The organism is Sphingobium fontiphilum, from assembly GCF_014196635.1.
In the GTDB taxonomy this organism is placed as follows: Bacteria; Pseudomonadota; Alphaproteobacteria; order Sphingomonadales; family Sphingomonadaceae; genus Sphingobium; species Sphingobium fontiphilum.
Map to the genome: position 1 here is coordinate 368595 of NZ_JACIEB010000001.1, position 23751 is coordinate 392345.

Sequence of the window (23751 nt, forward strand, 5' to 3'; positions counted from 1 at the left end):
CTTACGACAGCCCCTGCATGGCCGCCGCCGCTTCCATCATCCTTGCGGCATCCTCCAGTTCGGCCGGCGTCGTGTAGCGGCCAAAGCCGATCCGCACCGATCCCCTTGCCTGTTTGTCCGACAGACCCATGGCTTGCAAGACATGGCTTGGCCTGCCGGACCCGCTGGCGCAGGCGGAACCCAATGAAATGGCCAGGGTGCGGCATTCCGACAACAGTCGGGCGGCATCCAGCCCTTCGCGCCGGATATTGAGATTGCCGTGATAACGATGCGCGGTTGACCCGTTGATGGTCCAGCCCTGGAACAGTCGCTCCGCCATGGTCCAGAGTTGCTCGACATGAGCGGCGTCATCATCCCGCCGTTGGTCAATCAACTGTGCGGCAGCGCCAAAACCGGCGCACAGGGCCGGCGACAACGTGCCTGGGCGAAGACCGCCTTCCTGTCCTCCGCCCTGCATGACCGGTCGGGGCAGGACGCCATCGCGCAGCCACAGGGCGCCAATGCCCTTTGGACCATGCACTTTGTGGGCGCTGATGGCGATCATGTCGGCCGCGCGTGGCATGGCGACCCGTCCGAAACCCTGAACCGCGTCGCACAGAAAACGGGCGCCTGCGCCATGGGCCATGGCGGCCAGTTGATCGACGGGCTGGATCACGCCGATTTCATTATTGACCAGCATCGCCGCGACGATCGCCGCATGCCCGTCAATCGCCGCTCGGGCCGCGTCCAGATCGACAAGGCCCTCGCCGTCGACCGGCAGCAGCAGCGCCTCAAACCCTTCCTCCGTCAGCGCCAGCACCGTATCGCGCACAGCGGCATGTTCCGTCGCCGGGGCGATGACCTTCGTCCGGCGCGGGTCGGCTTCGCGTGCTACCCGCGCGCCGCCGACAATCGCGATGTTCAGCGCCTCGGTCGCGCCGGACGTGAAGATCAACCGGCCATGATCCACAGCCATGGCCGACAGTATCCGCTCGCGCGCCGCCTCCACCTGGGCGGCGGCGGCGCGGCCGGGGCGGTGGGCGCTATGCGGATTGGCGAACTGGTCGCGCAGCAGCGGGACCATCGCTTCAAAGGCTTCGGGCGCCAGTGGCGTCGTCGCCTGATAATCGAGATAGATCATCGCCGCGCCCGCTGCGCCATGGCCGTCCAGACCGACAGGAAGCGGTCTACATCGGCCGCGCTGGTGGCCGGGCCAAAGCTGACGCGGACCACTTCGCCCGCCGAGACGTCATCCCACCCCATGGCGTCAAGCACATGACTGGTCTTGAGCGATCCCGACGAGCAGGCGCTGCCCGCCGAAACGGAAATGCCCGCCAGGTCGAACTGGATCAGTTGCGCCCGCGCCGACAGGCCCGGCATCCGGTAACTGGCGATGGTCGGCAGGCGCGGCGCATCGCGGGCGACAATTTGCCCACCGCCATTTTCGATAGCGGCGTCGAGTCGGCTCCTGAGCGTCGCTGCCTGCCCCAGCCAGTCGGCTCGCGCCTCCAGCGCCGCCGCCATGGCCATCACGCCCGGCAGATTTTCGGTGCCTGCACGATAGCCCTGTTCCTGCCCGCCGCTGGCTTCCAGCAACGCCAGGTCGCGGATCAGCAACGCCCCCACGCCGGGAGGGCCGCCCAATTTATGCGCGCTGATCGCGATCATATCGGCATCGGGAAGGGGCAATTTGCCAGCGCTCTGTGCGCCGTCGACGAACAGGATCGCGCCTTGCCGGTCGATCCGCTCGATCGGCTGGATCACGCCGGTTTCATTGTTGACATGCTGGACGGCGATCAGGCTCTGTTCATCAGCCCGAACCGTTGCTGGATTGACGCGCCCGTCGTCATTTACGCCCAGCCGTTCGGCGTCAGCAGTTACGCGCAAAACAGCGTCATGCTCGACCGGAGACGTAACAATGCGCGCCGCCTTAGCGCGCGCCATCGCGATGGCGATCGCCTCGCTTGCGCCGGAGGTGAAAATCACATGTCCCCGCCAGCCCAGGGCGTCCGCCATACGCTTGCGCGCATCTTCCAGCGCGGCGCGCGCCGCCCGGCCATCGGCATGGGGGCTGGAAGGATTGGCCCACCGCTCCATGGCGTCCAGCATCGCGGCCTTCGCCTGCGGCAGCATGGGCGTGGTCGCGGCGTGATCCAGATAGAGGCGATCGATAGCCAAGGCGGCTTGTTACTCATTCATTGCGGAATTGGCGATGACTTCTATATAGGCAGGCAACTGCGCGACGCCAGCCTTGGCGTCGCGCGCGATCCGCATCAATCCGCCTTCCCGGCGGCCAGAACGATAACAGGTGCCATGCCAGACGTCATTTTTCCCGGACCCGAAGGCCGCCTGGAAGGGCGCTTCAGCCCCCCGCCCCGCCCGCGCGCGCCCGTTGCGATGATCCTTCACCCGCACCCTCAGGGCGGCGGCACGATGAACGACCGGATCACGCAGGCGCTCTACAAGACCTTCGTGAAACGCGGCTTTGCCACGTTGCGCTTCAATTTCCGGGGCGTCGGCCGCAGTCAGGGCACGTTTGACAACGGCATCGGCGAATTGTCCGACGCCGCCGCCGCGCTCGACTGGGTGCAGAGCTTCCATCCCGAAGCGCAGACCACCTGGATCGCGGGCTTTTCCTTCGGCGCGTGGATCGGCATGCAATTGCTCATGCGCCGCCCGGAAATTCGCGGCTTCATCTCGGTTGCGCCGCCCGCCAACATGTATGATTTCTCGTTCCTGGCCCCCTGCCCCTCGTCGGGCATCATCGTTCAGGGCACTTCGGACGAAGTGGTGACCGCACCCGCCGTGCAGAAGCTGGTCGACAAGCTGCGCACGCAGAAGGGCATCACCATCCATCATGACGAAATCCGTGGCGCCAACCACTTTTTCGAACATGAACTCGATCAGTTGATGAAGTCGGTCGACAATTATCTCGACATGCGCCTGTCGCCGGATTCGCCCATCCGCTGATCCGCGACCTGGCGCGAGAGCAAAGGGCCGCTTCATATCAAGGGGCGACCCTTTTTTTGTCTTGGTCAGGGATCGGCTATGCCCGCCACAGGGCTGCGCTGAATCGCGCCGCACGCCGCCCTCTGTCAGTCCAGCGGGATGGATGCGATCAGCACGTTGCCGAACATCACCATGCCCGCGACGATCATCAGGATGCCGCGCTTGCGATCATGCATCTTCGCAACCGCATATATGCCGCCGCCAACAAGCAACGCGCCGGCAAGCATCAGGACAGAGAGGATCGCACCGATCATCCCGTCGCCATAGGCGCAAACGCTCCATGGTGGCAATCTGTCGCCGCTGCCCCTATGAGGCGCGCGAACACGAATCGCCTTCGTGGTGGAGGAGCCGCTTCCAATGAAGATCGCCATTGCATCCGACCATGCCGCCGTCGACCTGAAGGCGGAACTGGCCCAATGGCTGCGCGAGGCGGGCCATGAGGTCGCAGACCTCGGCCCCGCCACCGCCGACAGGGTCGATTATCCCGATTATGGTTACAAACTCGCGACGACCGTCGCTTCGGGCGCTGCGGAACGCGGCGTTGCGCTGTGCGGATCGGGCATCGGCATTTCCATCGCGGTCAATCGCAACCCCGCCTGCCGCTGCGCGCTGGTCGGCGAACCGCTGTCGGCCGCCCTGTCGCGCGAGCATAATGACGCTAATGTCATCGCCATGGGCGCGCGGCTGACCGGCGTCGACATGGCCAAGGCCTGCCTGACCGCTTTCCTTACCACCGAGTTCGGCGGTGGCCGCCATGCCGGCCGCGTCGAAAAACTCTCCCAGCCTGCGCTCTGAAAGGATATTTCGATGAGCACCGACATTCTTTCTCCCGCCGTCCGCCAGCCGGGCTTCTTCAGCCAGAGCCTGGCCGATGCCGATCCCGAAATCTTCGGCGCGATCGGCAAGGAGTTGAAGCGCCAGCAGGACAAGATCGAACTGATCGCGTCTGAAAATATCGTTTCGAAGGCGGTGCTGGAAGCGACCGGCTCCATCTTCACCAACAAATATGCCGAAGGGTATCCGGGCAAGCGCTACTATGGCGGCTGCGAATATGCCGACGTCGTCGAAACGCTGGCCATCGAACGCGCCAAGCAGCTTTTTGGCGCGGCCTTCGCCAATGTTCAGCCCAATTCGGGCAGCCAGATGAACCAGGCGGTGTTCCTGGCGCTGCTCCAGCCGGGCGACACATTCATGGGCCTCGACCTGTCTTCGGGCGGCCATCTTACCCATGGATCGCCGGTCAACATGAGCGGCAAATGGTTCAAGCCGGTGCCCTATGGCGTGCGCCCCGGCGATCACCAGATCGACATGGACGAAGTCGCCCGCATCGCCCGCGAATGCAAGCCCAAGCTCATCATCTGCGGCGGCACCGCCTACTCACGCGTCTGGGATTTCCCGCGCTTTCGCGAGATCGCGGATGAAGTCGGCGCCTATCTGCTGGCCGACATGTCGCATTTTTCGGGGCTGGTCGCGGGCGGCGCCCACCCCTCGCCGGTGCCCTATGCCCATGTCACGACCACCACGACCCACAAGTCGCTGCGCGGCCCGCGTTCGGGCATCATCCTGTCCAACGACGAAGCCATCGCCAAGAAGATCAACAGCGCCATCTTCCCCGGCCTTCAGGGCGGGCCGCTGATGCATGTCATCGCCGCCAAGGCTGTCGCCTTCAAGGAAGCGCTGACGCCCGAATTCAAGGCTTACGCCCATCAGATCGTCGCCAACGCCCGCGCGCTGGCCGCGACGCTGGAGGAAGCGGGCCTGTCGATCGTGTCGGGCGGCACCGACAACCATCTGATGCTGGTTGACCTGCGCCCCAAGAACACCACCGGCAAGGCGGCCGAAAAAGCGCTCGACCGCGCCTATATCACCTGCAACAAGAATAACGTGCCGTTCGACACGGCCAGCCCCTTCGTCACCTCCGGCGTGCGTCTTGGCACGCCCGCGGGCACGACCCGCGGCTTTGGCGAGGAAGAGTTCCGTGAAGTCGGCCGCCTGATCGCCGAAGTGGTCGAGGGCCTGAAGCGCAATGGCGACGAAGGCGACGGCCAGGTCGAGGCCCATGTGCGCGAAAAGGTGCTGGGCCTGACCGCGCGTTTCCCCATCTATCAGGACTGACGTCGCTTGCGCTGCCCCTTCTGTTCCCATGAAGACAGCCAGGTGAAGGACAGCCGACCGACGGAGGATGGCGCCGCCATTCGCCGTCGGCGGCAGTGCGAAGCGTGCGGCGCACGCTTCACCACCTTCGAACGCATCCAGTTGCGCGACATCTGGGTTGTGAAGAGCGAGGGCCGCAAGGAAGCGTTCGAGCGCGACAAGCTGGCCCGCTCCATCGGCATCGCCTGCCGCAAGCGCCCCATTGATCCGAGCCGCATCGAAAAGCTGATCTCCGGCATTCAGCGTCAGCTCGAAACCAGCGGCGACAGCGAAGTCCCCGCGCGCGCCATCGGCGAAATGGTGATGGAAGGGCTCAAGCGCCTCGACAGCGTCGCCTATATCCGCTTCGCCAGCGTCTACAAGGACTTCACCGACGCCAAGGATTTCGAGGATTTCGCCGGCCAGGTGAAGGAAGTGGGCAGTGAGTAGCGATCATATTTCCTCTTCCGTTCGTCCTGAGTAGCCATTGAGCCTGTCGAAATGGCGTATCGAAGGACCGCGTGATGAGCTTTTCCAACTATATGCTGTGCTGCCCCTACTCAGGACGAACGGAATGACGGAAGTCGCATTCCAACAGCCTGTCATCGTCCTCGTTCGCCCCCAACTGGGCGAGAATATCGGCAAGGCGGCGCGCGCCATGCTCAATTTCGGGCTGACCGAAATGCGGCTGGTCACCCCGCGCGATGGCTGGCCCAATCCCGATGCCGGCCCGGCGGCGGCGGGCGCGGACGTCGTGCTGGATGGCGCGGTGGTGTTTGAAACGCTGGCCGACGCGGTGGCCGATTGCGCCCATGTCTATGCCACCACCGTGCGCAAACGCGGCGTGACCAAGCCTGTGGTGACGCCGGAGGAAGCCGCGCGCGAAATCCACGGCGCGCCGGGCCGCAGCGCCTTCGTCTTCGGCCCCGAACGCTCGGGCCTGGAAACCGATGACGTGGCGCTGGCTCGCAAGATTTTGACGGTGCCGATCAACCCGGAATTCGGGTCGCTCAATCTGGCGCAGGCGGTCATCCTGTGCGCCTATGAATGGTCGAAACAGGCGGCGCTGGAACAGCCGACGATCACCGAGCTTGGCGAACCGGCCCCGCAGGATGAGCTGGAAGGAATGATCGCCCAGTTCGAAACGCTGCTGGAAGGCGCGGGCTATTTCTTCCCGCCCGATCGTGCGCCCGCGACCAAACGGACCTTGCGCAACCTGCTGACCAAGCCGGGCTGGAACCATCTGGAGGTCCGCACCCTGCGCGGCGTGCTGTCGGCGCTGGGCAACCCGCGTTCGCGTTAGGCTTTGATCCTGTCGAACTCCGCCATTTCATAAGCGATGGAGGCTTCGACAAGATCGTCCCACAGGGCTGCGATCACATCGCCGGGGATGCCCAGCCGTTCGGCCTCCGCGCGGGCATTGGCGATCACCTGCGCCTTGCGCGGTTCGTCGCGCACATGGCTGCGTTCCGGCTTGATGCGGGCGGCGGCGCGCATATGGGCGAAGCGCCGGGCGAGCAGCGCGACAATCTGCCGGTCCAGTTCGTCCACGCCGGCGCGCACTTGCGCCATGGTCGTATAATCGTCGGGATTCATGGCCGGTGGACTAGGCCGGTTCCCCGCCCCTGTCGAGGCCCCTGTCGCGCTGCTGTCGCGCCCCTGCATCCGGGGTTGACATGCCGACCGCCCGCCGTCATAGGCGCGCCTTCGCAATTGGCCCCGCATCCCGGTGAAGCGGTGGCCCTGCCCCTGAGCGCGCGGCGCAACACGGACGTAGGCGATACCGGGGGAATGTTGTTAGCGATTATAAGGATATTGCCATGACGAAGCGCACCAGCGCCAAGCATAAACTCGACCGCCGGATGGGCGAAAACATCTGGGGTCGCCCGAAGAGCCCGGTCAACAAGCGTGAATATGGCCCCGGTCAGCACGGCCAGCGCCGCAAGGGCAAGATGTCGGACTATGGCATTCAGCTGCGCGCCAAGCAGAAGCTGAAGGGCTATTATGGCGACATCACCGAAAAGCAGTTCAAGAAGAACTATGTCGAGGCCGCCCGCATGAAGGGCGACACCGGCCAGAACCTCATCGGCCTGCTGGAGCGTCGCCTGGACGCCGTCGTCTATCGCGCCAAGTTCGCGCCGACCATTTTCTCGGCCCGCCAGATCGTTTCGCACGGCCACATCTACGTCAACGGCGTGAAGTGCAACATCGCCAGCCGTCTGGTGAAGCCGGGCGACGAAATCACCCTGGGCAAGAAGGCGCAGGAAATGGCGCTGATCCTGGAAGCGCAGGGATTGGCCGAGCGCGACATCCCCGACTATGTCGCGCCCGACGGCGCCGCCAAGGTCACCTATGTCCGCGTGCCGAGCCTGGACGAAGTGCCCTATCCGGTGAAGATGGAACCAAATCTGGTCGTCGAATTCTATTCGCGCTGATCGGATTTCCGATACAAGATACAAAAAAGGGCGGCTCTGCCAAGGGGCCGCCCTTTTTCGTTTCAGGGCTTCAGCGCCTTGGCCAGAAAGGCGGCGCTGCGCGTCAGCATGTCGGTGCGTGCCGTGCTGTCCTCCAGATAATGGTCCAGCCCCTCATAGACTACGAGATCGGACGTTACCCCCGCATCCTTCAACCGTCCGGCCAACAGGCGAGACTGGTTGATGTCGACATTACGATCGGCAGTGCCGTGAAATAGCAATATGGGCGCCTTGATCTCGCGCGCATGGCGTGCTGGCGATCCCGCTTCGACATGCGGCCCTTCGCCGATGAAATCACGTGTCAGCGAAAAGTTTGACCAGTTGCGGGCTTGTTCCATCAACAGGCCAAGATCGGTCACTGGCGCGATCGCGATCACGGCCTTGAACAGCCCTGGATTGGTCACCGCAGACTGTAGCGCCGCATAGCCGCCATAGGACCAGCCGACTATCGCCAATTTGTCAGGGTCAGCTATGCCCTGAGCGACCAGCCAACGTCCGGCGGCATCGACATCGCCGACCGCGGTGCGCCAGCTGCGAAACCCATTTTCCTGAAACCAGGCGTCGCCATAGCCGGCGGATCCTCGAAAATTGGGTTGCAAAACCGCATAGCCCTGATTGGCATAATATTGGGCCAGCCAGTCGAAACCCCATTCATCACGCGCGCTGGGGCCACCATGCGGCATGACGATGGCGGGCAGCCCTTTGGCCGTCTCCTTGCCCGGCGGCAGCATAAGATAGCCAGGAACCTGAACGCCGTCGGCTGCGGGATAAGTTACCGCTTTCATCGCGGCGAGCGAGACCTTTTCAAGTTGAGGCCGCTGGAGCATGACTTCGGCCAACTTGCGGGTGACCTTGTCGAACACATAATAGCGGCCCGGATCGACATCGCTGGCGGCTAAAATCAGCAGCTTATTCTCGTCCAGGCTCGCGTCCAGAAACCCGATCTGTGGCAACGAAGGCAAGGCTTTCGCCAAACTGGACGCCAGTTTTGCCATTGGCTGATCGAAATAGACGGCATAGCGTTCCTCGGTCACATAGCTGACGCCGATCATCCGGTTTTGCCGTCCGATCCGAAGGAAGCTGGCGACATCGACTTGCGGGTGGGCGAACAACAGTTTCTCCGTGCCTTTCCCGTCAAGAGAGATTGACCAGGCCGCCAGTCGCCCATCCTGCTTCTTAAAGCCGAAAACGCTATCCTGGTCCCGATCAACACCCACCGGGAAAAAGCCCTCGCGGCGTGGTTCATCCCAGGTGCTGAGCGGTTCCCATTCTTTCGAACCTTTGCGCCGGAAGGAGTAGCGGACGAGACCGGAATCCTGGCCAGTTGCGCCCTTGACGCCTGCGATACCCATGATGCGCACGACGCCATGACCGTCCGTGATGTAACGATCTGCCTGCCCACGCGGCTGTTCCTGGGTTGAGGATGCCAGCGACACCGTGTTGATCCGATCGACAGCCAACCCTTCGCGCGCTTGGGCAAGGCGCGTGCCGGTCGAAAATTCCGGCGCATAGTAGCGACTGACCAGCACCGTGCCATCCTGCGCATCCGGCAACCAGTCGATGACTTGCCCGCCGCTCAGATTATAAGCCAGCGCATCGCCCGAACTGGATCGGCGCTGCATCAACTCCTTCTGATTGGCGCCGTTTTCGTCCAATGCCACCATGCGGCTGAGATCGGTCCGGATATTTCCTTCGATAGAAACCACCGCAAAGATGGTGCAGATCAGTCGCGCGTTCGTCACCCAATCGCAGCCCTGGATCCTGTTGGGATTGCCGTTCGCGATCAACGCGGGTTGCGGTATCGCGCCTGCGCCATCTGCCAGCCGCGCGACGAAGAGCGTGGCGCCCTGACCCGCGCCGGGCGAAACAAAGGCAATCTTGTTGCCATCGGGCGACAGGCTGATGCCCTCGACCATGGGCCGTTGACCGAACATCGTTGCCGGCGTGGATTGAGCATAAGCATGAAGTCCCGCCTGGCTGGCCAGCAAGGACGATGCCACCAGGCAGGCGCGTGCCGATTTCGACATTCAATCTTCCTTTCCACACCATTCCTTGTCCATCCGGCAATAGAATGGCAAAATGGTTTGGCAATCAAGAAGGTGCTGGTCGTGTCCCGTTTCACTATGCTTCCGTCGTTCGTCAGGCTCGCAATTGTCCTTTCGCCGTTCACATTCGCCGCCGATGCTGCATCGCCCAAGGTGAAGGCGGCAGCCGAACCGTCCGTCGATACGATGAAATCAGTAGTGCTTGAAATTTCGTCAGACGCCTATGAGGGCCGCGCGCCAGGCGGTCCGGGCGAGGACAAGACGATTGCCTATCTCGTCCAGCACTTCGCCAGACTCGGCCTGAAGCCCGGCAACAATGGCAGCTGGTTCCAGAATGTGCCGCTGGTCGAAATCAATGCGAAGAATGTCTCCGCGCTCAGCTTTACGGGCGGCAAGACGCCCGTTTCCGCCGCCTATGGCCCCGAAATGGTCATCGGCACCTATCGCACGACCCAGCCGCATATCGACGTGAAGGACAGTCCCGTCGTTTTCGTCGGCTATGGCATCAACGCGCCGGAAAAGGGCTGGAACGACTATGCCGGGCTGGACGTGAAGGGCAAGACTGTCGTCATATTGGTCAACGATCCCGACTATGAGACGGAGGGGCTGACCGGCCCCTTCAACGGCCGCGCTATGACCTATTATGGCCGCTGGACCTATAAATATGAGGAAGCCGCGCGGCAGGGCGCGGCCGCCGCCATCATCGTCCACGACACCGTGCCCGCCGCTTATGGCTGGAATGTCGTCCAGTCGAGCTGGACCGGCGCGCAGCATGTCGCCGACAGCGCCGATGGCAATGCGGGCCAGAGCGCCGCCATCGGATGGGTGCAGAAGGACAAGGCCGCCGCCCTGTTCGCCAGCGCCGGCCTAGACCTCGAGGCCCAGATGGCCGCAGCGAAGAAGCCCGGTTTCAAGGCCGTGCCGCTGACCGGCGTGGTCGCCAATGTCTCGTTCGACAATGAATTTCGGAAACATAGTTCGAAGAATGTCGTTGCCCTGCTGCCCGGCAAGACCCGCCCAGACGAATATGTGCTTTACAGTGCGCACTGGGACCATCTGGGCCGGTGTGAAGCCGCGCCCGATGGCGACGACATCTGCAACGGGGCGGTCGACAACGCCACTGGCACCGCCGCGCTGGTCGCGCTGGCGGAGGCGAATGTGAAGGCGGGGCCGACTGACCGCAGTCAGATATTCCTGGCGGTCACGGCCGAGGAATCCGGCCTGCTGGGTTCGGCCTATTATGGCGACAATCCTGTGTTTCCGTTCGCCAGGACCGTGGGCGGCGTGAACATGGACGCGCTGAGCGTCGCGGGCCTCGCGAAAAATGTCGTCGTGATCGGCAAGGGCAAGTCGCAGCTCGACGCCTATCTCGACCGCGCGCTGGCCGCGCAGGGTCGGGTTGCGACGCAGGAGCCGACGCCGGAGAAGGGCTATTATTATCGCTCCGATCATTTCAGCTTCGCCAAGCATGGCCTGCCCATGCTCTATTTCGAAGGCGGCGAGGATCTGGTGAAGGGCGGCACGGCGGCCGGCATGGCCGCGGCCGAGGATTATACCAAAAACCGCTACCACGGCCCCAAGGACGAATATGATCCCAATTGGGACTGGAGCGGGGTTCAGGCCGATCTCAACCTCTATTATACCGTCGGCCGCGACCTTGCGAACAGCAGCGACTGGCCCAACTGGGTCGATGGCGACGAATTTCGGGGCATCCGCGACAAGGATCGCGCGGGGCAATAACCCACAATGGAAATCCGCTCCCCGTCAGGCTGTTGACCTGCTAGGGGAAGCGGCGCTTTCCGACCGATCAACTGGGGTTGCCTGATGACTTTCCGCATGCCCGCCGAATGGGCGCCGCACGAATGGACCTGGATCGGCTTTCCGACCAATCCTGAAGAATGGCCTGGCGCTTTTGACGGGGCACGGCGCCAGATCGCCGATTTCGCCAGCGCCCTACATGCCGATGGTCGTGGCGAGGAGGTGCGTCTGGTCGTCGCCAATGACGCCGACGCCGATGCGGCCCGCGCGCTGGTCGCGCCGGGCGTGGAGATTATCGTTCACAGGCTGGGGGACGTGTGGCTGCGCGATACCGCGCCCATCGCGGTGACGAACGATAGCGGCGCGCGGGCGCTGGTCGATTTCGGCTTCAATGGCTGGGGCGGCAAATATCGCATGCCCGGCGACGAGGATATCGGCGCGCGGCTGGCGGCGACGACCGGCCTGCCCACATCCACCCAGAATTGGGTTTTCGAAGGCGGCGCGGTGGATACGGATGGCGCCGGTCTGTTCGTCACGACGGAACAATGCCTGCTCAACCCCAATCGCAATCCGGACCTCGACCGGGGCAAGATCGAGACGCTGCTGGCGGGCGCGCTGGGCCTGTCGGACATGCTGTGGCTGGGCGACGGGCTGCTGAACGATCATACGGACGGCCATGTCGACAATCTGGCCCGTTTCGTCGCACCCGGCGTGCTGATGATTCCCGAAGCCGCCATGGCGGACGACCCCAACGCCGCCATCTATGCCGACGCCCGCGCCCGCGCGGCGGCCCATGGCGTGACCGTTGCGCCTATGCCCTCTCCCGGCCGGGTGATGGTGAATGGCGAGGCGATCCCGGCCAGCTACATGAATTTCTACATTGGCAACGCCGCCGTCATCGTCCCCGTCTATGGCCAGCCCAATGACGGGGCGGCGCTTGACGCGCTGAAACCCTTCTTTCCGGGACGGGAGATCATCGGCCTGCGCAGCGATTTCATCCTGTCGGGCGGCGGCAGCTTCCATTGCTGCAGCCAGCAGATGCCGTCCATCTGAAGCCATCGGAGACCGTTATGACCAGGGTTACCGTCGCCGCGCTGCAACTGTCCTTTTCCGACGACATGGGCGAAAATATCGCCAAGGTCGCCGATCATGTCACGAAGGCCGCTGTGCGCGGGGCGAAGATTGTTCTGCCGCCCGAATTGTTTGAAGGCCCCTATTTCTGCCGGGTGGAGGACGAGGCGCTGTTCGCCAATGCCCAGCCGGTCGATACCCACCCGGCTGTGCAGGAAATGCGCAAGCTGGCCCGGGATCTGGGCATCTTCATTCCGACCAGCTTCTTCGAGCGGGACGGGCAGCATCATTATAACTCGCTGGCGATGATTGACGATCAGGGCGAGATCATGGGCGTCTATCGCAAAAGCCATATTCCCGACGGGCCGGGTTATGAGGAAAAATATTATTTCCGCCCAGGCAATACGGGGTTCAAGGTGTGGCCGACCCCTTATGGCGTCGTTGGCGTCGGCATATGCTGGGACCAATGGTATCCCGAAACGGCGCGGGTCATGGCGCTGATGGGCGCGGAAATGCTGTTCTTTCCGACCGCCATCGGTTCCGAACCCTATGATGCGGACCTCGACACCAGCCGCATGTGGCGGCGCGCGATGATCGGCCATGCGGTCAGCAACTGCATGCCGGTGATCGCCGCCAACCGTATCGGCGACGAGGACGGCCAGCTTTTCTACGGCCACAGCTTCATCAGCGACGAATGGGGCGATTTCGTTGCGGAGGCGGACGCGAAGGATCATGGCGCGCTGGTCGCGACGCTCGATCTGGCCCGCGCCCGCACACACCGGGCAGGCATGGGCTTTTTCCGCGATCGTCGGCCGGAGCTTTACGCCCGCATCGCGCAGGACATCTGACCGCCGCCGCCTTTCATTCCATCGCTTCGGCGATTTCCTCCAGCGGCATCATGTCGATTACGCGGATCTTGCCCTGTTCGATGGCGACGATGCCGTCCTGCGCCCACAGGCTGAGTTGGCGATTGATATTCTCGCGGCTGATCCCGGCGAACATCGCCAGTTCGGTCTGGCTCAGTTGAATGACGCCGCCTCGTTCCTCATCGGCCAGCAGGCGCAGCAGGAAGCGGGCAAGGCGTGGCGCGGCGGCATAGGATCTGTCGGTTTCGATCGTCTGATTGGCCAGCCGCAGGCGCGTCGCCAGTTCGGTCATCAGCGACAGGGCGATGCGATGGTTGGCGGCGATCACCCGTTCAAACGCTCCGCGCGCCAGCGTCAGATAACTGAGCGACTCCATGGCGATGACACTGGCCGTCCGGTGGCCGCCATCCAGCAACGCGATCTCGCCCAGCACCTCGCCCGCACCGGCATAGGCCAGCACAATTTCGCGGCCGTTGGAGGAATAGACGGTCACCCGCACCTGCCCGCTGAGCAGGATGATGAGGAAGTCGCCCTTGTCCCCCTGCCGCAGCAGCGTGTCGCCCTTGCGCGCCTTGTGCTCGCGGGTGTCGCGCAGCAATTCGGCCAGCCCTTCGCGCGACAGCGATGCCAGCAGCGCCTGACGGGGCAGGCTGTCGTAGAGTGCGTCAACGTCCATCCCTGCCCCCTACCTTCTGCGATCCTTATCGCTCGATCTGGCTGACGTCCCGCACCGCGCCCTTGGCCGCGTTGGTGGTCATCGCAGCATAGGCGCGCAGCGCTGGAGAGACCTCACGCTTGCGGCCGAACGGCTTCCATGCCTTCGCCCCGCGCGCCTCCATGTCGGCGCGGCGCGCCGCCAGGACGGCATCATCCAGATCGACCTTGATGACGCGGGCGGGGATATCGATGACGATGGGGTCGCCCGTCTCCACCAGCGCGATCAGGCCGCCTTCCGCTGCTTCGGGCGAGACATGGCCGATGGACAGGCCCGATGTGCCGCCTGAAAAACGCCCGTCGGTGATGAGCGCGCAGGCCTTGCCCAGCCCCTTGGATTTCAGATAGCTGGTCGGGTACAGCATTTCCTGCATCCCCGGCCCGCCCTTTGGCCCTTCATAGCGGATGACGACGACGTCGCCTTCCTTGACCTCATTGCCCAGGATGCCGGCGACCGCCGCGTCCTGGCTTTCATAGACGCGCGCGGTGCCGTGGAAGACCAGGATGCTGTCGTCCACGCCCGCCGTCTTGACGATGCAGCCTTCGGGCGCGAGATTGCCGAACAATACGGCCAGACCGCCATCCTGGGAGAAAGGATGTTCGGCCGAGCGGATCACGCCCTTTTCACGGTCGATGTCCAGTTCTTCCCAGCGGGCCGACTGGCTGAACGCCACCTGCGTCGGCACGCCGCCGGGCGCCGCGCGATAGAATTTGCGGACGTCCTCGCTGTTGGTGCGGCCAATGTCCCACCGGGCGAGCGCCTCGGCCATCGTCGCGCTGTGCACAGTCGGCAGGCTGGCGTCGACCAGCCCCGCCCGCTCCAGTTCGCCCAGGATCGCCATGATCCCGCCAGCGCGATGCACGTCCTCCATATGGACATCATGCTTGGCGGGCGCGACCTTGCACAGGCAGGGCACACGACGCGACAGCCGGTCGATGTCCGCCATGGTGAAATCGACCCCACCTTCGTAGGCGGCGGCCAGCAGATGCAGCACCGTGTTGGTGGAGCCGCCCATGGCGATGTCTAGGCTCATCGCATTTTCGAACGCGGCGAAACTGGCGATGCTGCGCGGCAGGGCGCTTTCGTCATCCTGCTCATAATAACGCTTGGCGAGGTCGACGATCAGATGCCCGGCTTCGCGGAACAGCCGCTCGCGGTCGGCATGGGTGGCCAGCGTCGATCCGTTGCCCGGCAGCGAAAGGCCCAGCGCCTCGGTCAGGCAGTTCATCGAATTGGCGGTGAACATGCCCGAGCAGGAACCGCAGGTCGGACAGGCGGAGCGTTCGATGGTTTGGACTTCTTCGTCGGTATAGCTTTCGTCGGCGGCGACGACCATGGCGTCGACCAGGTCGAGCGCCACTTCCTTGCCGCGCATCACGACCTTGCCCGCCTCCATCGGCCCGCCGGAGACGAACACGACGGGAATGTTGAGGCGCATCGCCGCCATCAACATGCCGGGCGTGATCTTGTCGCAGTTGGAGATGCAGACCATCGCGTCGGCGCAATGGGCGTTGACCATATATTCGACGCTGTCGGCGATCAGGTCGCGGCTGGGCAGCGAATAGAGCATCCCGCCATGGCCCATGGCGATGCCGTCATCGACCGCGATGGTATTGAATTCCTTGGCGACGCCGCCGGCCGCCTCGATCTCGCGCGCGACGAGCTGGCCAAGGTCCTTCAGGTGCACATGGCCCGGCACGAACTGGGTGAAGCTGTTGGCGACGGCGATGATCGGTTTGCCGAAATCCTCGTCCTTCATGCCCGTTGCGCGCCACAGGCCCCGAGCGCCCGCCATGTTGCGGCCATGGGTGGTGGTTCTGGAACGATAGGCGGGCATGGGCCGGTCCTTGCCTTATAAAATAACAGGAAAGGGTGCCCTTAGGCCCCTTTCCCGTCGATGGGAACCCCCGATCAGCGCGGCGCGCCGGTCCGCTGGACCGCGCCCTTGTGCGCGCCAACGCCGCTGCGGCGGCGACGGAAGGGACGCTTGGCGCCATCCTCGCCGTCCGGGCGATGCGCGCGCTCGGCATTGCCGCGCTGCCCTTCCTGATAGCGGCGCTGCCCTTCCACGCGGCGGGCCTTCTGCGCGGGCGACTGTTCCGGTCCCTTGCGCGGGGCTGCGGGCTTGGGCAGGTTGCGGACAGCCTCCATGAAATTCTCGGGCAGCGGCGCGATGTCCAGCTTCACGCGGGTCGTGCGCTCGATGGCCTTGAGATAGGGCCGTTCGTCGTCCGCCACGAAACTGATGGCGACGCCTTCCGCCCCGGCACGCGCCGTGCGGCCGATGCGGTGCACATATTGTTCGGGCACGTTGGGGATTTCGAAATTGATGACATGGCTGACGCCCGACACATCAATGCCGCGCGCGGCGATGTCGGTCGCCACCAGCAGCTTCACCTTGCCCTGACGGAAGGCCTGGAGCGCTGTGGTGCGCTGGCCCTGGCTCTTGTTGCCATGGATGGCGAAGGCCTGGATGCCTGCCCCTTCCAGAGAGCGCACGACGCGGTCGGCGCCATGTTTGGTGCGGGTGAAGATCAGCGCGCGGTCTATATCCTCATTGTTGAGGACGATGTGCAGCAGCGCCTGCTTTTCCGCCTGGTTGACGAAGGTCGCCTGCTGGCGGACGCGTTCGGCCGTGGTCGATTGCGGCGCGACGCTGACCTTCACGGGATCGTGCAGGAACTGGCCGGCCAGCGACTCGATCTCCTTGGGCATGGTGGCGGAGAAGAACAGGTTCTGCCGGTCGCGCGGCAACAGCTTGGCGATGCGCTTCAACGGATGGATGAACCCCATGTCCATCATCTGATCCGCTTCGTCGAGGACGAAGATTTCGGTATCCTTGATGGTGAAGGCGCGCTGGTCGATCAGGTCGAGCAGGCGACCGGGCGTGGCGACGACAATATCGACGCCGGCCGAAAGCGCGCGGATCTGCTTGTTGATCGGCACGCCGCCAAACACCACCTCGACCGACAATTTCAGGAAGCGGCCATAGTCGCGGAAGCTCTGCGCGATCTGCGCGGCAAGCTCGCGCGTGGGGGACAGAACCAGCATCCGACAGCCCTTCACAGGCGTCGCCATGGGATTGCGGGCGAAATGATCCAGGCTGGGCAGCGCGAACGCCGCCGTCTTGCCAGTGCCGGTCTGCGCGATGCCGCACAAGTCCTTACCCTGGAGCAGCACGGGAATCGCCTGCTGCTGGATCGGCGTGGGATCGACATAATTCTTGGCGGCGAGCGCCTTCAGGATCGGCTCGGCAAGGCCAAGGTCGGAAAATTGCATGATGAAAACTCACATGGAGCCGTCGCGGCGACTCCATGAAGAGCGGACGCGGTGGCGGGTTACGAAACGACCCGCGTGACAAGGGAAGCCTCAAAGAAGAGCGAGACGAAGGCGGTTACCGGCCGGTCCCCGGCAAGGGGACAATCACGCTGCCAGTTTCTGTTATGCCGCGTCGACGCCGCCCTTGCTTCATTGCACCGCAAAAATCAAGCAGAACCGAGCCTCGCCAACGCTTAAAGATCGACCTCCGCATGTTTGTGCCGCAATTCATCGCGCGCATTGCCGCCGAACAACATGCGGAACATGCCGCCGATGGACACATCCGCGCGCCAAATCTCGGCCTTGCCCAGATCGAAACGCAGCATCAGCAGATTGGGATCGTCGACACCGCCCTTGTACCAGCCGGCCACTTCACTGCTCCAGTAACGGCGGATGACGGCCGGATCGCGCTCTTCGACCAGATGGCCGTCGATGCAGGCGAACAGATAATGGTCCTTCGATGCGAACTGGGCCATTGCAGGGCCACCCGCCGCCAGTCGGCAGTCGCGCGTCGTGTAAAACCAGATCGCATGGTCCGCATGGCGGTCCAGTTGCGCGGTCATCGGAAGGCTATGTTCGCGGCTGCCCAGCAGCCCGACCATCAGGAAGGGGCTCTCCGCCAGCTCCCGCCAGAAACGGTTGCGGATTTCACGGTCGTCGGTCATCGTCCTTCTCCTTGCATGACGGCATCTTATCAGCCTATCAATCGCCACGCCCTGCGTAAGTTCCACGATATGCTTGATTAGCGGCGGGTGGCGCGCCACATAGCGATCATGCTGATCGAAACCGAAACCACGCCCAACCCCGCCACGCTCAAATTCCTGCCCGGCCGCCGTGTCATGGAGATGGGCACACGCGATTTCGCCGACGATGTGGAGGCGAAGGCCTCGCCGCTCGCCAGCGCTCTTTTCGATCTGGGCGATGTGACCGGTGTTTTCTTCGGCAGCGACTTCATATCGGTCACCGCCGCGCCTGGCGTCGAATGGCAATATCTCAAAGCCGATGTGCTGGGCATTTTACTGGATCACTTCACCGCCGACATGCCGCTTTTCGCTCCGGGCACGGCCGCTGGCATCGTCGTTCCGGCGGAGGATGACGGCATTGTCGATGACCCTGCCGACGCGGAGATCGTTGAACAGATCAAGGAACTGATCGAGACGCGCGTCCGCCCGGCTGTCGCCAATGATGGCGGCGACATCATCTATCGCGGCTTCGACAAGGGCAAGGTCTACCTTCAAATGCAGGGCGCCTGTTCCGGCTGCCCTTCGTCCAGCGCGACGCTGAAGAACGGCATCGAGCAGTTGCTCAAACATTATGTGCCCGAAGTCACCGAAGTCCGCGCCGTCTGAAGCTGTTCCGGAGACCCGCTTGCCCATGATCCTGCCCGACGCTTCGCTCGACCAGCTTTTCCGCACCGCCCGCACCTTCAACGGCTATCTCGACCAGCCCGTCGGCGAGGATGAATTCCTTGCCATCTGGGAACTGATGAAGATGGGCCCGACATCGATGAACAGCCTGCCCGCGCGCATGGTGTGGTGCGCGAGCGATGCGGCGAAGGACAAACTGGCTGCGCTGGCGATCGGCGGCAATGCGGACAAGATTCGCAAGGCGCCGGCCTGCGTCATCATTGGCATGGACGTCGATTTTCACGAGCAACTGCCTGAACTTTTCCCTCATGCCCCCGGCGCAAAAGCGATGTTTCCCGATCGCGCCGCCCGCGAAGTGATGGCGCTGCGCAACAGTTCTCTGCAGGGGGCCTATTTCATCATGGCAGCGCGCGCGCTGGGGCTCGATACAGGGCCGATGTCGGGTTTCGACAATACGGCCGTGGATGCCGCCTTCTTCACCGAAACGCCCCATGTGAAGTCCAACTTCATTTCCACCCTCGGCTATGGCGACCCCGCCAGCCTGCACCCCCGTTCGCCACGCCCCGAATTTGGCAAATTCAACCGGATCGACTAACCGCTTTTTCCGGGATTCGCCGCAAAGCGGCGTCGGACAGGGGACTTTGATCTTTGCGCAGGCTCATCATCGATACCGCGACTCAGGCATTGTCCGTGGCGCTGATCGAAGATGGCCAGATCCTCGGCTATCGCCATGAAATTGTCGGTCGCGGCCATGCCGAAGCGTTGATGCCGGTCATCGCCGCCCTGCCCGATGGCGGGCGCGCCGACGCCATTGCCGTCGACGTTGGCCCCGGCAGCTTTACCGGCATGCGCGTAGGCGTTGCCGCCGCGCGAGCGCTCGCGCTGGCCTGGCGTATATCAGCCCATGGTTATGGCGCACTGCAACTCGTCGCCGCCATGGCGGCGAGGCAGACGGCTGAACCGATCATCACCGTGGCCATGACCGGCGGCCATGGTGAACTGTTCTGGCAACAATTCAGCCACGCCAATCTGACGCCGTTGACGCAACCCGCCTCGACGCTCATCGCCGAACTGGCCGAACAACTGACCTGTCATCACATCTTTGGCACGGGCGCCCAGGCGCTGGTCGAGGCGCGCGGCTGGGGTGAGGCGATACTTGTCTATCCTGACGCCCGCGCCGTCCCGCTTGTCGATGGCATGACCACGCTTGCACCGCGCCCCCTCTACGGTCGTGGTGCGGACGCCCAGGCCATGGCGATGCGGCCATGATCGCAGGACTGGCGCTCGCCCTTTATGAAAATGGCGACCGGCTCGCCGTTGCAGATGCGATGGCGGTCATGCCGCGCGCCTTTGATCCCGCCTTTGGCGAAGCCTGGACCACAGCCCAGTTGACGGGCATCATGTCGATGCCGGGAACCTGGCTGACGATCGCACGCATCGATGCCGCGCCGATCGGCTTTGCTCTGGTGCGCTCCGTGCTGGATGAATGCGAACTGCTGTTGCTGGCCGTCGATCCGGCATGGGGCGGAAAAGGCGTGGGCACCAGCCTGCTGCAACACAGCATTAATGCTGCGAAACAGAGGCGAATCACTTCGATGAACCTTGAGGTCAGAGCCACAAATAAAGCCGTTATACTTTACGAGAAAATGGGCTTTGAATTTGTATATCGCCGACCAGGATATTATCGAGGCAATGACAACCAACTTTATGATGCACTGAGCTTTCGAAAGGACATGAACCTGTAGAAGGCGACTATTGAAAATGAATCCGGAACGGACTAATAGCGCCATTACCGCTCCTGAATCCCAATGCTCGGGCGGGTCGCACAAACAATATATCCCGCTCGGAGCGCTACCATGGAAATCGAATCCGCCAAGAATGAACTGCTGATCACGCTGACGTCCGATATCGTCGCGGCCCATGTATCCAACAACAGCGTCGCCGTATCCGACGTCGCAGCGCTCATCCACAATGTGCATGGCGCCCTGTCCAATCTTTCGGAACCGGCGCCTGTGCCTGAAGTGAAGCTGGAGCCCGCCGTTTCGGTCCGCTCTTCGATCAAGCCGGACTATATCGTTTGTCTGGAAGACGGCAAGAAGCTGAAGATGCTCAAGCGCCATCTGATGACCCATTATCAGATGACGCCCGATGACTATCGCGCCAAATGGGGCCTGCCCGCCGATTATCCGATGGTGGCGCCCAACTATGCCGAACAGCGCCGCACGCTGGCGAAGAAGATCGGCCTTGGCACCAAGCGTCGCCGCACGCGCGCGAAATAAGCTGGTCGGAATATTGAAGGGGGCAGGGGTTCTGATGCCCCCCGCCCCCTTTTGCACCCGCGTCAAAATCGCTAGGGTCGCTGCACAAGCCCTTAGCCAGTGAGCGTGCATGAACCGCAAGATCGACATTGAGGCCCTTTGCCATGAAAAGGGTCTGCGTATCACCGAACAGCGCAAGGTCATCGCACAGGTGCTTTCCGATTCGGAAGATCATCCGGACGTTGAAAAGCTGCACGAGCGCGCCGCCGCTGTGGATCCGGGCATTTCCATCGCCACCGTATACCGCACGGTGCGCCTGTTCGAAGAAGCGGGTATTTTGGAACGCCATGATTTCGGTGATGGCCGCGCCCGATATGAAGCGGCCCCCGAGTCCCATCACGACCATTTGATCGACGTGGAAACCGGCAATGTGATCGAATTTGTCGATCCTGAACTGGAGCTGCTGCAAAAGCAGATTGCCGAAAAACTGGGCTTTCGCCTGGTCGATCACCGGATGGAGCTTTACGGCGTCTCGATCGAACGCAAGAATTGAACGATATGCGCGCGCGCCTGCGTCGATGGCGCCGGATCGCGGCCCTGATCGGGGCGCTGGCGCTTTGCCTTCCCTTGCACCTGCTATGGCGCGCGATGCGACGACGGTCGCCCTGGCCCCCTCGTTTTCTGGGCATGGCCGCGCGAGCGGTGGGCGCACGGGTCCGCATCGCCGGGCGGCCGATGGCGGGCGATGTGTTCTTCGTCGCCAACCATGTCAGTTGGATCGACATATTGGCGATGGGCGGCGCGACCGGCACGGCCTTTGTCTCGCATGATGGCGTCGCAGGCTGGCCGGTCATCGGCTGGCTGGCGGCGCAGAACAACACCATCTTCATCGCGCGGGACCGGCGCGTCAATGTCGGCGGCCAACTCGACCAGTTGCGCGCGGCGCTGGCCGGTCATCAACCCGTGACCTTGTTCCCCGAAGGCACGACCAATGACGCGCGAACCCTGTTGCCGTTCAAGCCCGCCCTGCTGGCCGTCATGTTGCCGCCGCCCCGCGCAGTCGTGATTCAGCCCGTTCATATCGATTATGGCGCACCCGGCCCCGACATCGCCTGGTTCGGCGCTGAACCGGCGGGCGCCAACGCCAAACGGTTGCTGGAGCGGCCCGGCGCATTGCCCGTCACGCTGCGCTTTCTGGAGCCATTCGATCCCGCAGAATTCCCGGATCGCAAGGCGCTGGCGGCCGAAACCCAGCGCCGGGTCGCCGCCAGCATGGCGACGGTCGCTTCGCCTTTTACTGACGCCACTTGCCCTGTATAGCTGCTCCCCATGAATCGAAACGACACGCCCAGGGCTCCGGCGACCTTCCACGTAAAATCCTTCGGCTGTCAGATGAATGTCTATGATGGCGAGCGCATGGCCGAAATGCTGGGCGCACAGGGCATGACCGCCGCCAGCGATGGCGTCGAGGCCGATCTGGTCATCCTCAACACCTGCCACATTCGCGAAAAAGCGGTGGACAAGGTTTATTCCGACATTGGCCGCATGGTGCGCGAGGATGGATCGCGCCCGATGATCGCGGTCGCGGGCTGCGTCGCCCAGGCGGAAGGCGCGGAAATCAGCCGCCGCGCAAAAAGCGTCGACATCGTCGTCGGGCCACAGGCCTATCATCGTCTGCCCGACCTGATCGACAAGGCCGGTCGGGGCGAGGAAGCGGTCGATACCGACATGCCCGCCGCGTCGAAATTCGCGGCGCTGCCGGGCCGCGCGCGACAGGCGCGTCCCACGGCGTTTCTGACGATCATGGAAGGGTGCGACAAATTCTGCACCTATTGCGTGGTTCCCTATACCCGCGGCGCGGAAATCAGCCGCCCGTGGAGCGCCATCGTCGACGAGGCGAAGGCGCTGGTCGACGGCGGCGCGCGCGAGATTACGCTGCTGGGCCAGAATGTGAATGCGTGGACGGGTGAGGACGAACGCGGCCGGGTTCAGGGCATGGACGGCCTCGTCCGGGAACTGGCGGCCATCGCCGACCTCAAGCGCATCCGCTACACCACCAGTCACCCCAATGACATGAGCGAGGGGCTGATCGCCGCCCATGGCGAAATCGAAAAACTGATGCCGTTCCTGCATCTGCCGGTGCAGTCAGGCAATGACCATATCCTCAAAGCCATGAACCGCAGCCATGACACGGACAGCTATCTGCGGATCATCGAGCGCGTCCGCGCCGTTCGGCCCGACATCGCATTGTCCGGCGACTTCATCGTCGGTTTCCCCGGCGAAACCGATGCAGAATTCGAAGACAGCCTGAAGATCGTCGATCAGGTCCGTTACGCGCAATGCTATTCCTTCAAATATAGCCCGCGCCCCGGCACGCCCGCCGCGACCATGGACGGCCAGATCGCCGCCGAAGTGATGGACGAGCGGCTCGCCCGATTGCAGGCGGCGATCAATCGCCACCAACTGGATTTCAACGCCGCCACGGTCGGCCGCCGCACCGACATCTTGCTGGAGCGCAAGGGGCGTCACCCCGGGCAGCTCGTCGGCAAGACGCCCTGGCTGCAATCCGTCCATGTCACCGCGCCCGAGCTAGCCATTGGCGACATGGTCGAAGTCGACATCATCAGCGCCGGCCCCAATAGTCTGGCCGGAAAACCCAGCAGGAGGAAAGCCGCTTGATCCAAAGCCCTGTTCATCCCGAAATCTCGGGACGCAACCGCACGCTGCACCTGGCCGATGCGCCGGGCAAGGGGTGGAA

Annotated in this window: 25 protein-coding genes and 1 pseudogene; 17 read left to right on the forward strand and 9 right to left on the reverse strand. The window is 63.3% G+C overall.

Annotation, left to right across the window (positions count from 1 at the left end):
• Position 1: 1 nt before the first annotated feature.
• Positions 2-1120 carry a cysteine desulfurase family protein gene (locus tag GGR44_RS01625; protein WP_183953682.1) on the reverse strand — a complete coding sequence of 373 codons (1119 nt, stop codon included), beginning with the start codon at positions 1118-1120 and terminating at the stop codon, positions 2-4.
• Entirely contained in the window at positions 1117-2157 is a 1041-nt protein-coding gene (locus GGR44_RS01630) for a cysteine desulfurase family protein (protein ID WP_183953683.1), read from the reverse strand. Before GGR44_RS01630 ends, GGR44_RS01625 begins: the two co-directional genes overlap by 4 nt.
• Before the next feature lie 135 nt (positions 2158-2292).
• On the opposite strand from GGR44_RS01630, the gene GGR44_RS01635 reads away from it, so the two are divergent.
• A complete protein-coding gene (locus tag GGR44_RS01635; protein WP_183953684.1) occupies positions 2293-2949 on the forward strand; it encodes an alpha/beta hydrolase in 657 nt (218 codons plus the stop codon).
• A 125-nt stretch (positions 2950-3074) separates the two neighbouring features.
• Here the strand turns inward: GGR44_RS01635 and GGR44_RS01640 are convergent, their stop codons facing one another.
• A complete protein-coding gene (locus tag GGR44_RS01640) occupies positions 3075-3242 on the reverse strand; it encodes a hypothetical protein (protein ID WP_183953685.1) in 168 nt (55 codons plus the stop codon).
• A gap of 103 nt (positions 3243-3345) precedes the next feature.
• Here GGR44_RS01640 and rpiB point away from each other — a divergent pair, with 103 nt between their 5' ends.
• The 4 genes and pseudogenes from rpiB to GGR44_RS01660 all read left to right on the forward strand — a co-directional run.
• Positions 3346-3783 carry a ribose 5-phosphate isomerase B gene (rpiB, locus tag GGR44_RS01645; RefSeq protein WP_183953686.1) on the forward strand — a complete coding sequence of 146 codons (438 nt, stop codon included), beginning with the start codon at positions 3346-3348 and terminating at the stop codon, positions 3781-3783.
• 12 nt (positions 3784-3795) lie between these two features.
• Entirely contained in the window at positions 3796-5103 is a 1308-nt protein-coding gene (gene glyA, locus GGR44_RS01650; RefSeq protein WP_183953687.1) for a serine hydroxymethyltransferase, read from the forward strand.
• Positions 5104-5109: 6 nt separating this feature from the next.
• The gene (gene nrdR, locus GGR44_RS01655) at positions 5110-5571 is read left to right on the forward strand and encodes a transcriptional regulator NrdR (RefSeq protein ID WP_183953688.1); all 462 of its coding nucleotides are present in this window, start codon (positions 5110-5112) and stop codon (positions 5569-5571) included.
• Positions 5572-5674: 103 nt separating this feature from the next.
• A pseudogene (locus GGR44_RS01660) lies at positions 5675-6424 on the forward strand (RNA methyltransferase); the annotation flags it as partial.
• Here GGR44_RS01660 and GGR44_RS01665 read toward each other — a convergent pair.
• On the reverse strand, positions 6421-6717 hold the full coding sequence (locus GGR44_RS01665; RefSeq protein ID WP_183953690.1) for a chorismate mutase: 297 nt from the start codon (positions 6715-6717) through the stop codon (positions 6421-6423). The pseudogene GGR44_RS01660 and the gene GGR44_RS01665 overlap by 4 nt on opposite strands.
• Before the next feature lie 224 nt (positions 6718-6941).
• On the opposite strand from GGR44_RS01665, the gene rpsD reads away from it, so the two are divergent.
• A complete protein-coding gene (rpsD, locus tag GGR44_RS01670) occupies positions 6942-7556 on the forward strand; it encodes a 30S ribosomal protein S4 (RefSeq protein WP_183953691.1) in 615 nt (204 codons plus the stop codon).
• 62 nt (positions 7557-7618) lie between these two features.
• Here the strand turns inward: rpsD and GGR44_RS01675 are convergent, their stop codons facing one another.
• Entirely contained in the window at positions 7619-9622 is a 2004-nt protein-coding gene (locus GGR44_RS01675; RefSeq protein WP_183953692.1) for an alpha/beta hydrolase family protein, read from the reverse strand.
• A gap of 96 nt (positions 9623-9718) precedes the next feature.
• On the opposite strand from GGR44_RS01675, the gene GGR44_RS01680 reads away from it, so the two are divergent.
• From GGR44_RS01680 to aguB, 3 genes are all read left to right on the forward strand, one after another.
• Positions 9719-11380 carry a M28 family peptidase gene (locus tag GGR44_RS01680; protein ID WP_183954207.1) on the forward strand — a complete coding sequence of 554 codons (1662 nt, stop codon included), beginning with the start codon at positions 9719-9721 and terminating at the stop codon, positions 11378-11380.
• Between the two features lie 84 nt (positions 11381-11464).
• Positions 11465-12451, forward strand: a complete 987-nt coding sequence (locus GGR44_RS01685; RefSeq protein WP_183953693.1) for an agmatine deiminase family protein — start codon at positions 11465-11467, stop codon at positions 12449-12451.
• 17 nt (positions 12452-12468) lie between these two features.
• Positions 12469-13317, forward strand: a complete 849-nt coding sequence (gene aguB, locus GGR44_RS01690; protein WP_183953694.1) for an N-carbamoylputrescine amidase — start codon at positions 12469-12471, stop codon at positions 13315-13317.
• A 13-nt stretch (positions 13318-13330) separates the two neighbouring features.
• Here aguB and GGR44_RS01695 read toward each other — a convergent pair whose 3' ends face one another.
• The 4 genes from GGR44_RS01695 to GGR44_RS01710 form a co-directional block, all read right to left on the reverse strand.
• Complete coding sequence (locus GGR44_RS01695) at positions 13331-14011, reverse strand: Crp/Fnr family transcriptional regulator (RefSeq protein WP_183953695.1); 681 nt, start codon at positions 14009-14011, stop codon at positions 13331-13333.
• Between the two features lie 25 nt (positions 14012-14036).
• Entirely contained in the window at positions 14037-15887 is a 1851-nt protein-coding gene (gene ilvD, locus GGR44_RS01700) for a dihydroxy-acid dehydratase (protein ID WP_183953696.1), read from the reverse strand.
• A gap of 74 nt (positions 15888-15961) precedes the next feature.
• Positions 15962-17329 carry a DEAD/DEAH box helicase gene (locus GGR44_RS01705; protein ID WP_183953697.1) on the reverse strand — a complete coding sequence of 456 codons (1368 nt, stop codon included), beginning with the start codon at positions 17327-17329 and terminating at the stop codon, positions 15962-15964.
• Positions 17330-17562: 233 nt separating this feature from the next.
• Positions 17563-18033, reverse strand: coding sequence for a pyridoxamine 5'-phosphate oxidase family protein (locus tag GGR44_RS01710; RefSeq protein WP_183953698.1), 471 nt, complete (start codon positions 18031-18033; stop codon positions 17563-17565).
• A 108-nt stretch (positions 18034-18141) separates the two neighbouring features.
• Between GGR44_RS01710 and GGR44_RS01715 the strand changes: the two genes are divergently transcribed.
• The 8 genes from GGR44_RS01715 to miaB all read left to right on the forward strand — a co-directional run bounded on the left by GGR44_RS01715 (position 18142) and on the right by miaB (position 23672).
• Positions 18142-18717, forward strand: coding sequence for a NifU family protein (locus tag GGR44_RS01715; RefSeq protein ID WP_183953699.1), 576 nt, complete (start codon positions 18142-18144; stop codon positions 18715-18717).
• A gap of 25 nt (positions 18718-18742) precedes the next feature.
• Positions 18743-19330, forward strand: a complete 588-nt coding sequence (locus GGR44_RS01720; RefSeq protein ID WP_425511287.1) for a malonic semialdehyde reductase — start codon at positions 18743-18745, stop codon at positions 19328-19330.
• Positions 19331-19383: 53 nt separating this feature from the next.
• Entirely contained in the window at positions 19384-20004 is a 621-nt protein-coding gene (tsaB, locus tag GGR44_RS01725; protein ID WP_183953701.1) for a tRNA (adenosine(37)-N6)-threonylcarbamoyltransferase complex dimerization subunit type 1 TsaB, read from the forward strand.
• On the forward strand, positions 20001-20480 hold the full coding sequence (locus GGR44_RS01730) for a GNAT family N-acetyltransferase (protein WP_183953702.1): 480 nt from the start codon (positions 20001-20003) through the stop codon (positions 20478-20480). The genes tsaB and GGR44_RS01730 overlap by 4 nt, the downstream gene beginning before the upstream one ends.
• Before the next feature lie 111 nt (positions 20481-20591).
• On the forward strand, positions 20592-21014 hold the full coding sequence (locus GGR44_RS01735; protein WP_183953703.1) for a Ros/MucR family transcriptional regulator: 423 nt from the start codon (positions 20592-20594) through the stop codon (positions 21012-21014).
• 109 nt (positions 21015-21123) lie between these two features.
• Positions 21124-21546, forward strand: coding sequence for a Fur family transcriptional regulator (locus GGR44_RS01740; protein ID WP_183953704.1), 423 nt, complete (start codon positions 21124-21126; stop codon positions 21544-21546).
• A 134-nt stretch (positions 21547-21680) separates the two neighbouring features.
• Positions 21681-22313, forward strand: a complete 633-nt coding sequence (locus GGR44_RS01745; protein WP_425511288.1) for a lysophospholipid acyltransferase family protein — start codon at positions 21681-21683, stop codon at positions 22311-22313.
• A 9-nt stretch (positions 22314-22322) separates the two neighbouring features.
• Entirely contained in the window at positions 22323-23672 is a 1350-nt protein-coding gene (miaB, locus tag GGR44_RS01750) for a tRNA (N6-isopentenyl adenosine(37)-C2)-methylthiotransferase MiaB (RefSeq protein WP_183953705.1), read from the forward strand.
• Positions 23673-23751: the final 79 nt, after the last annotated feature.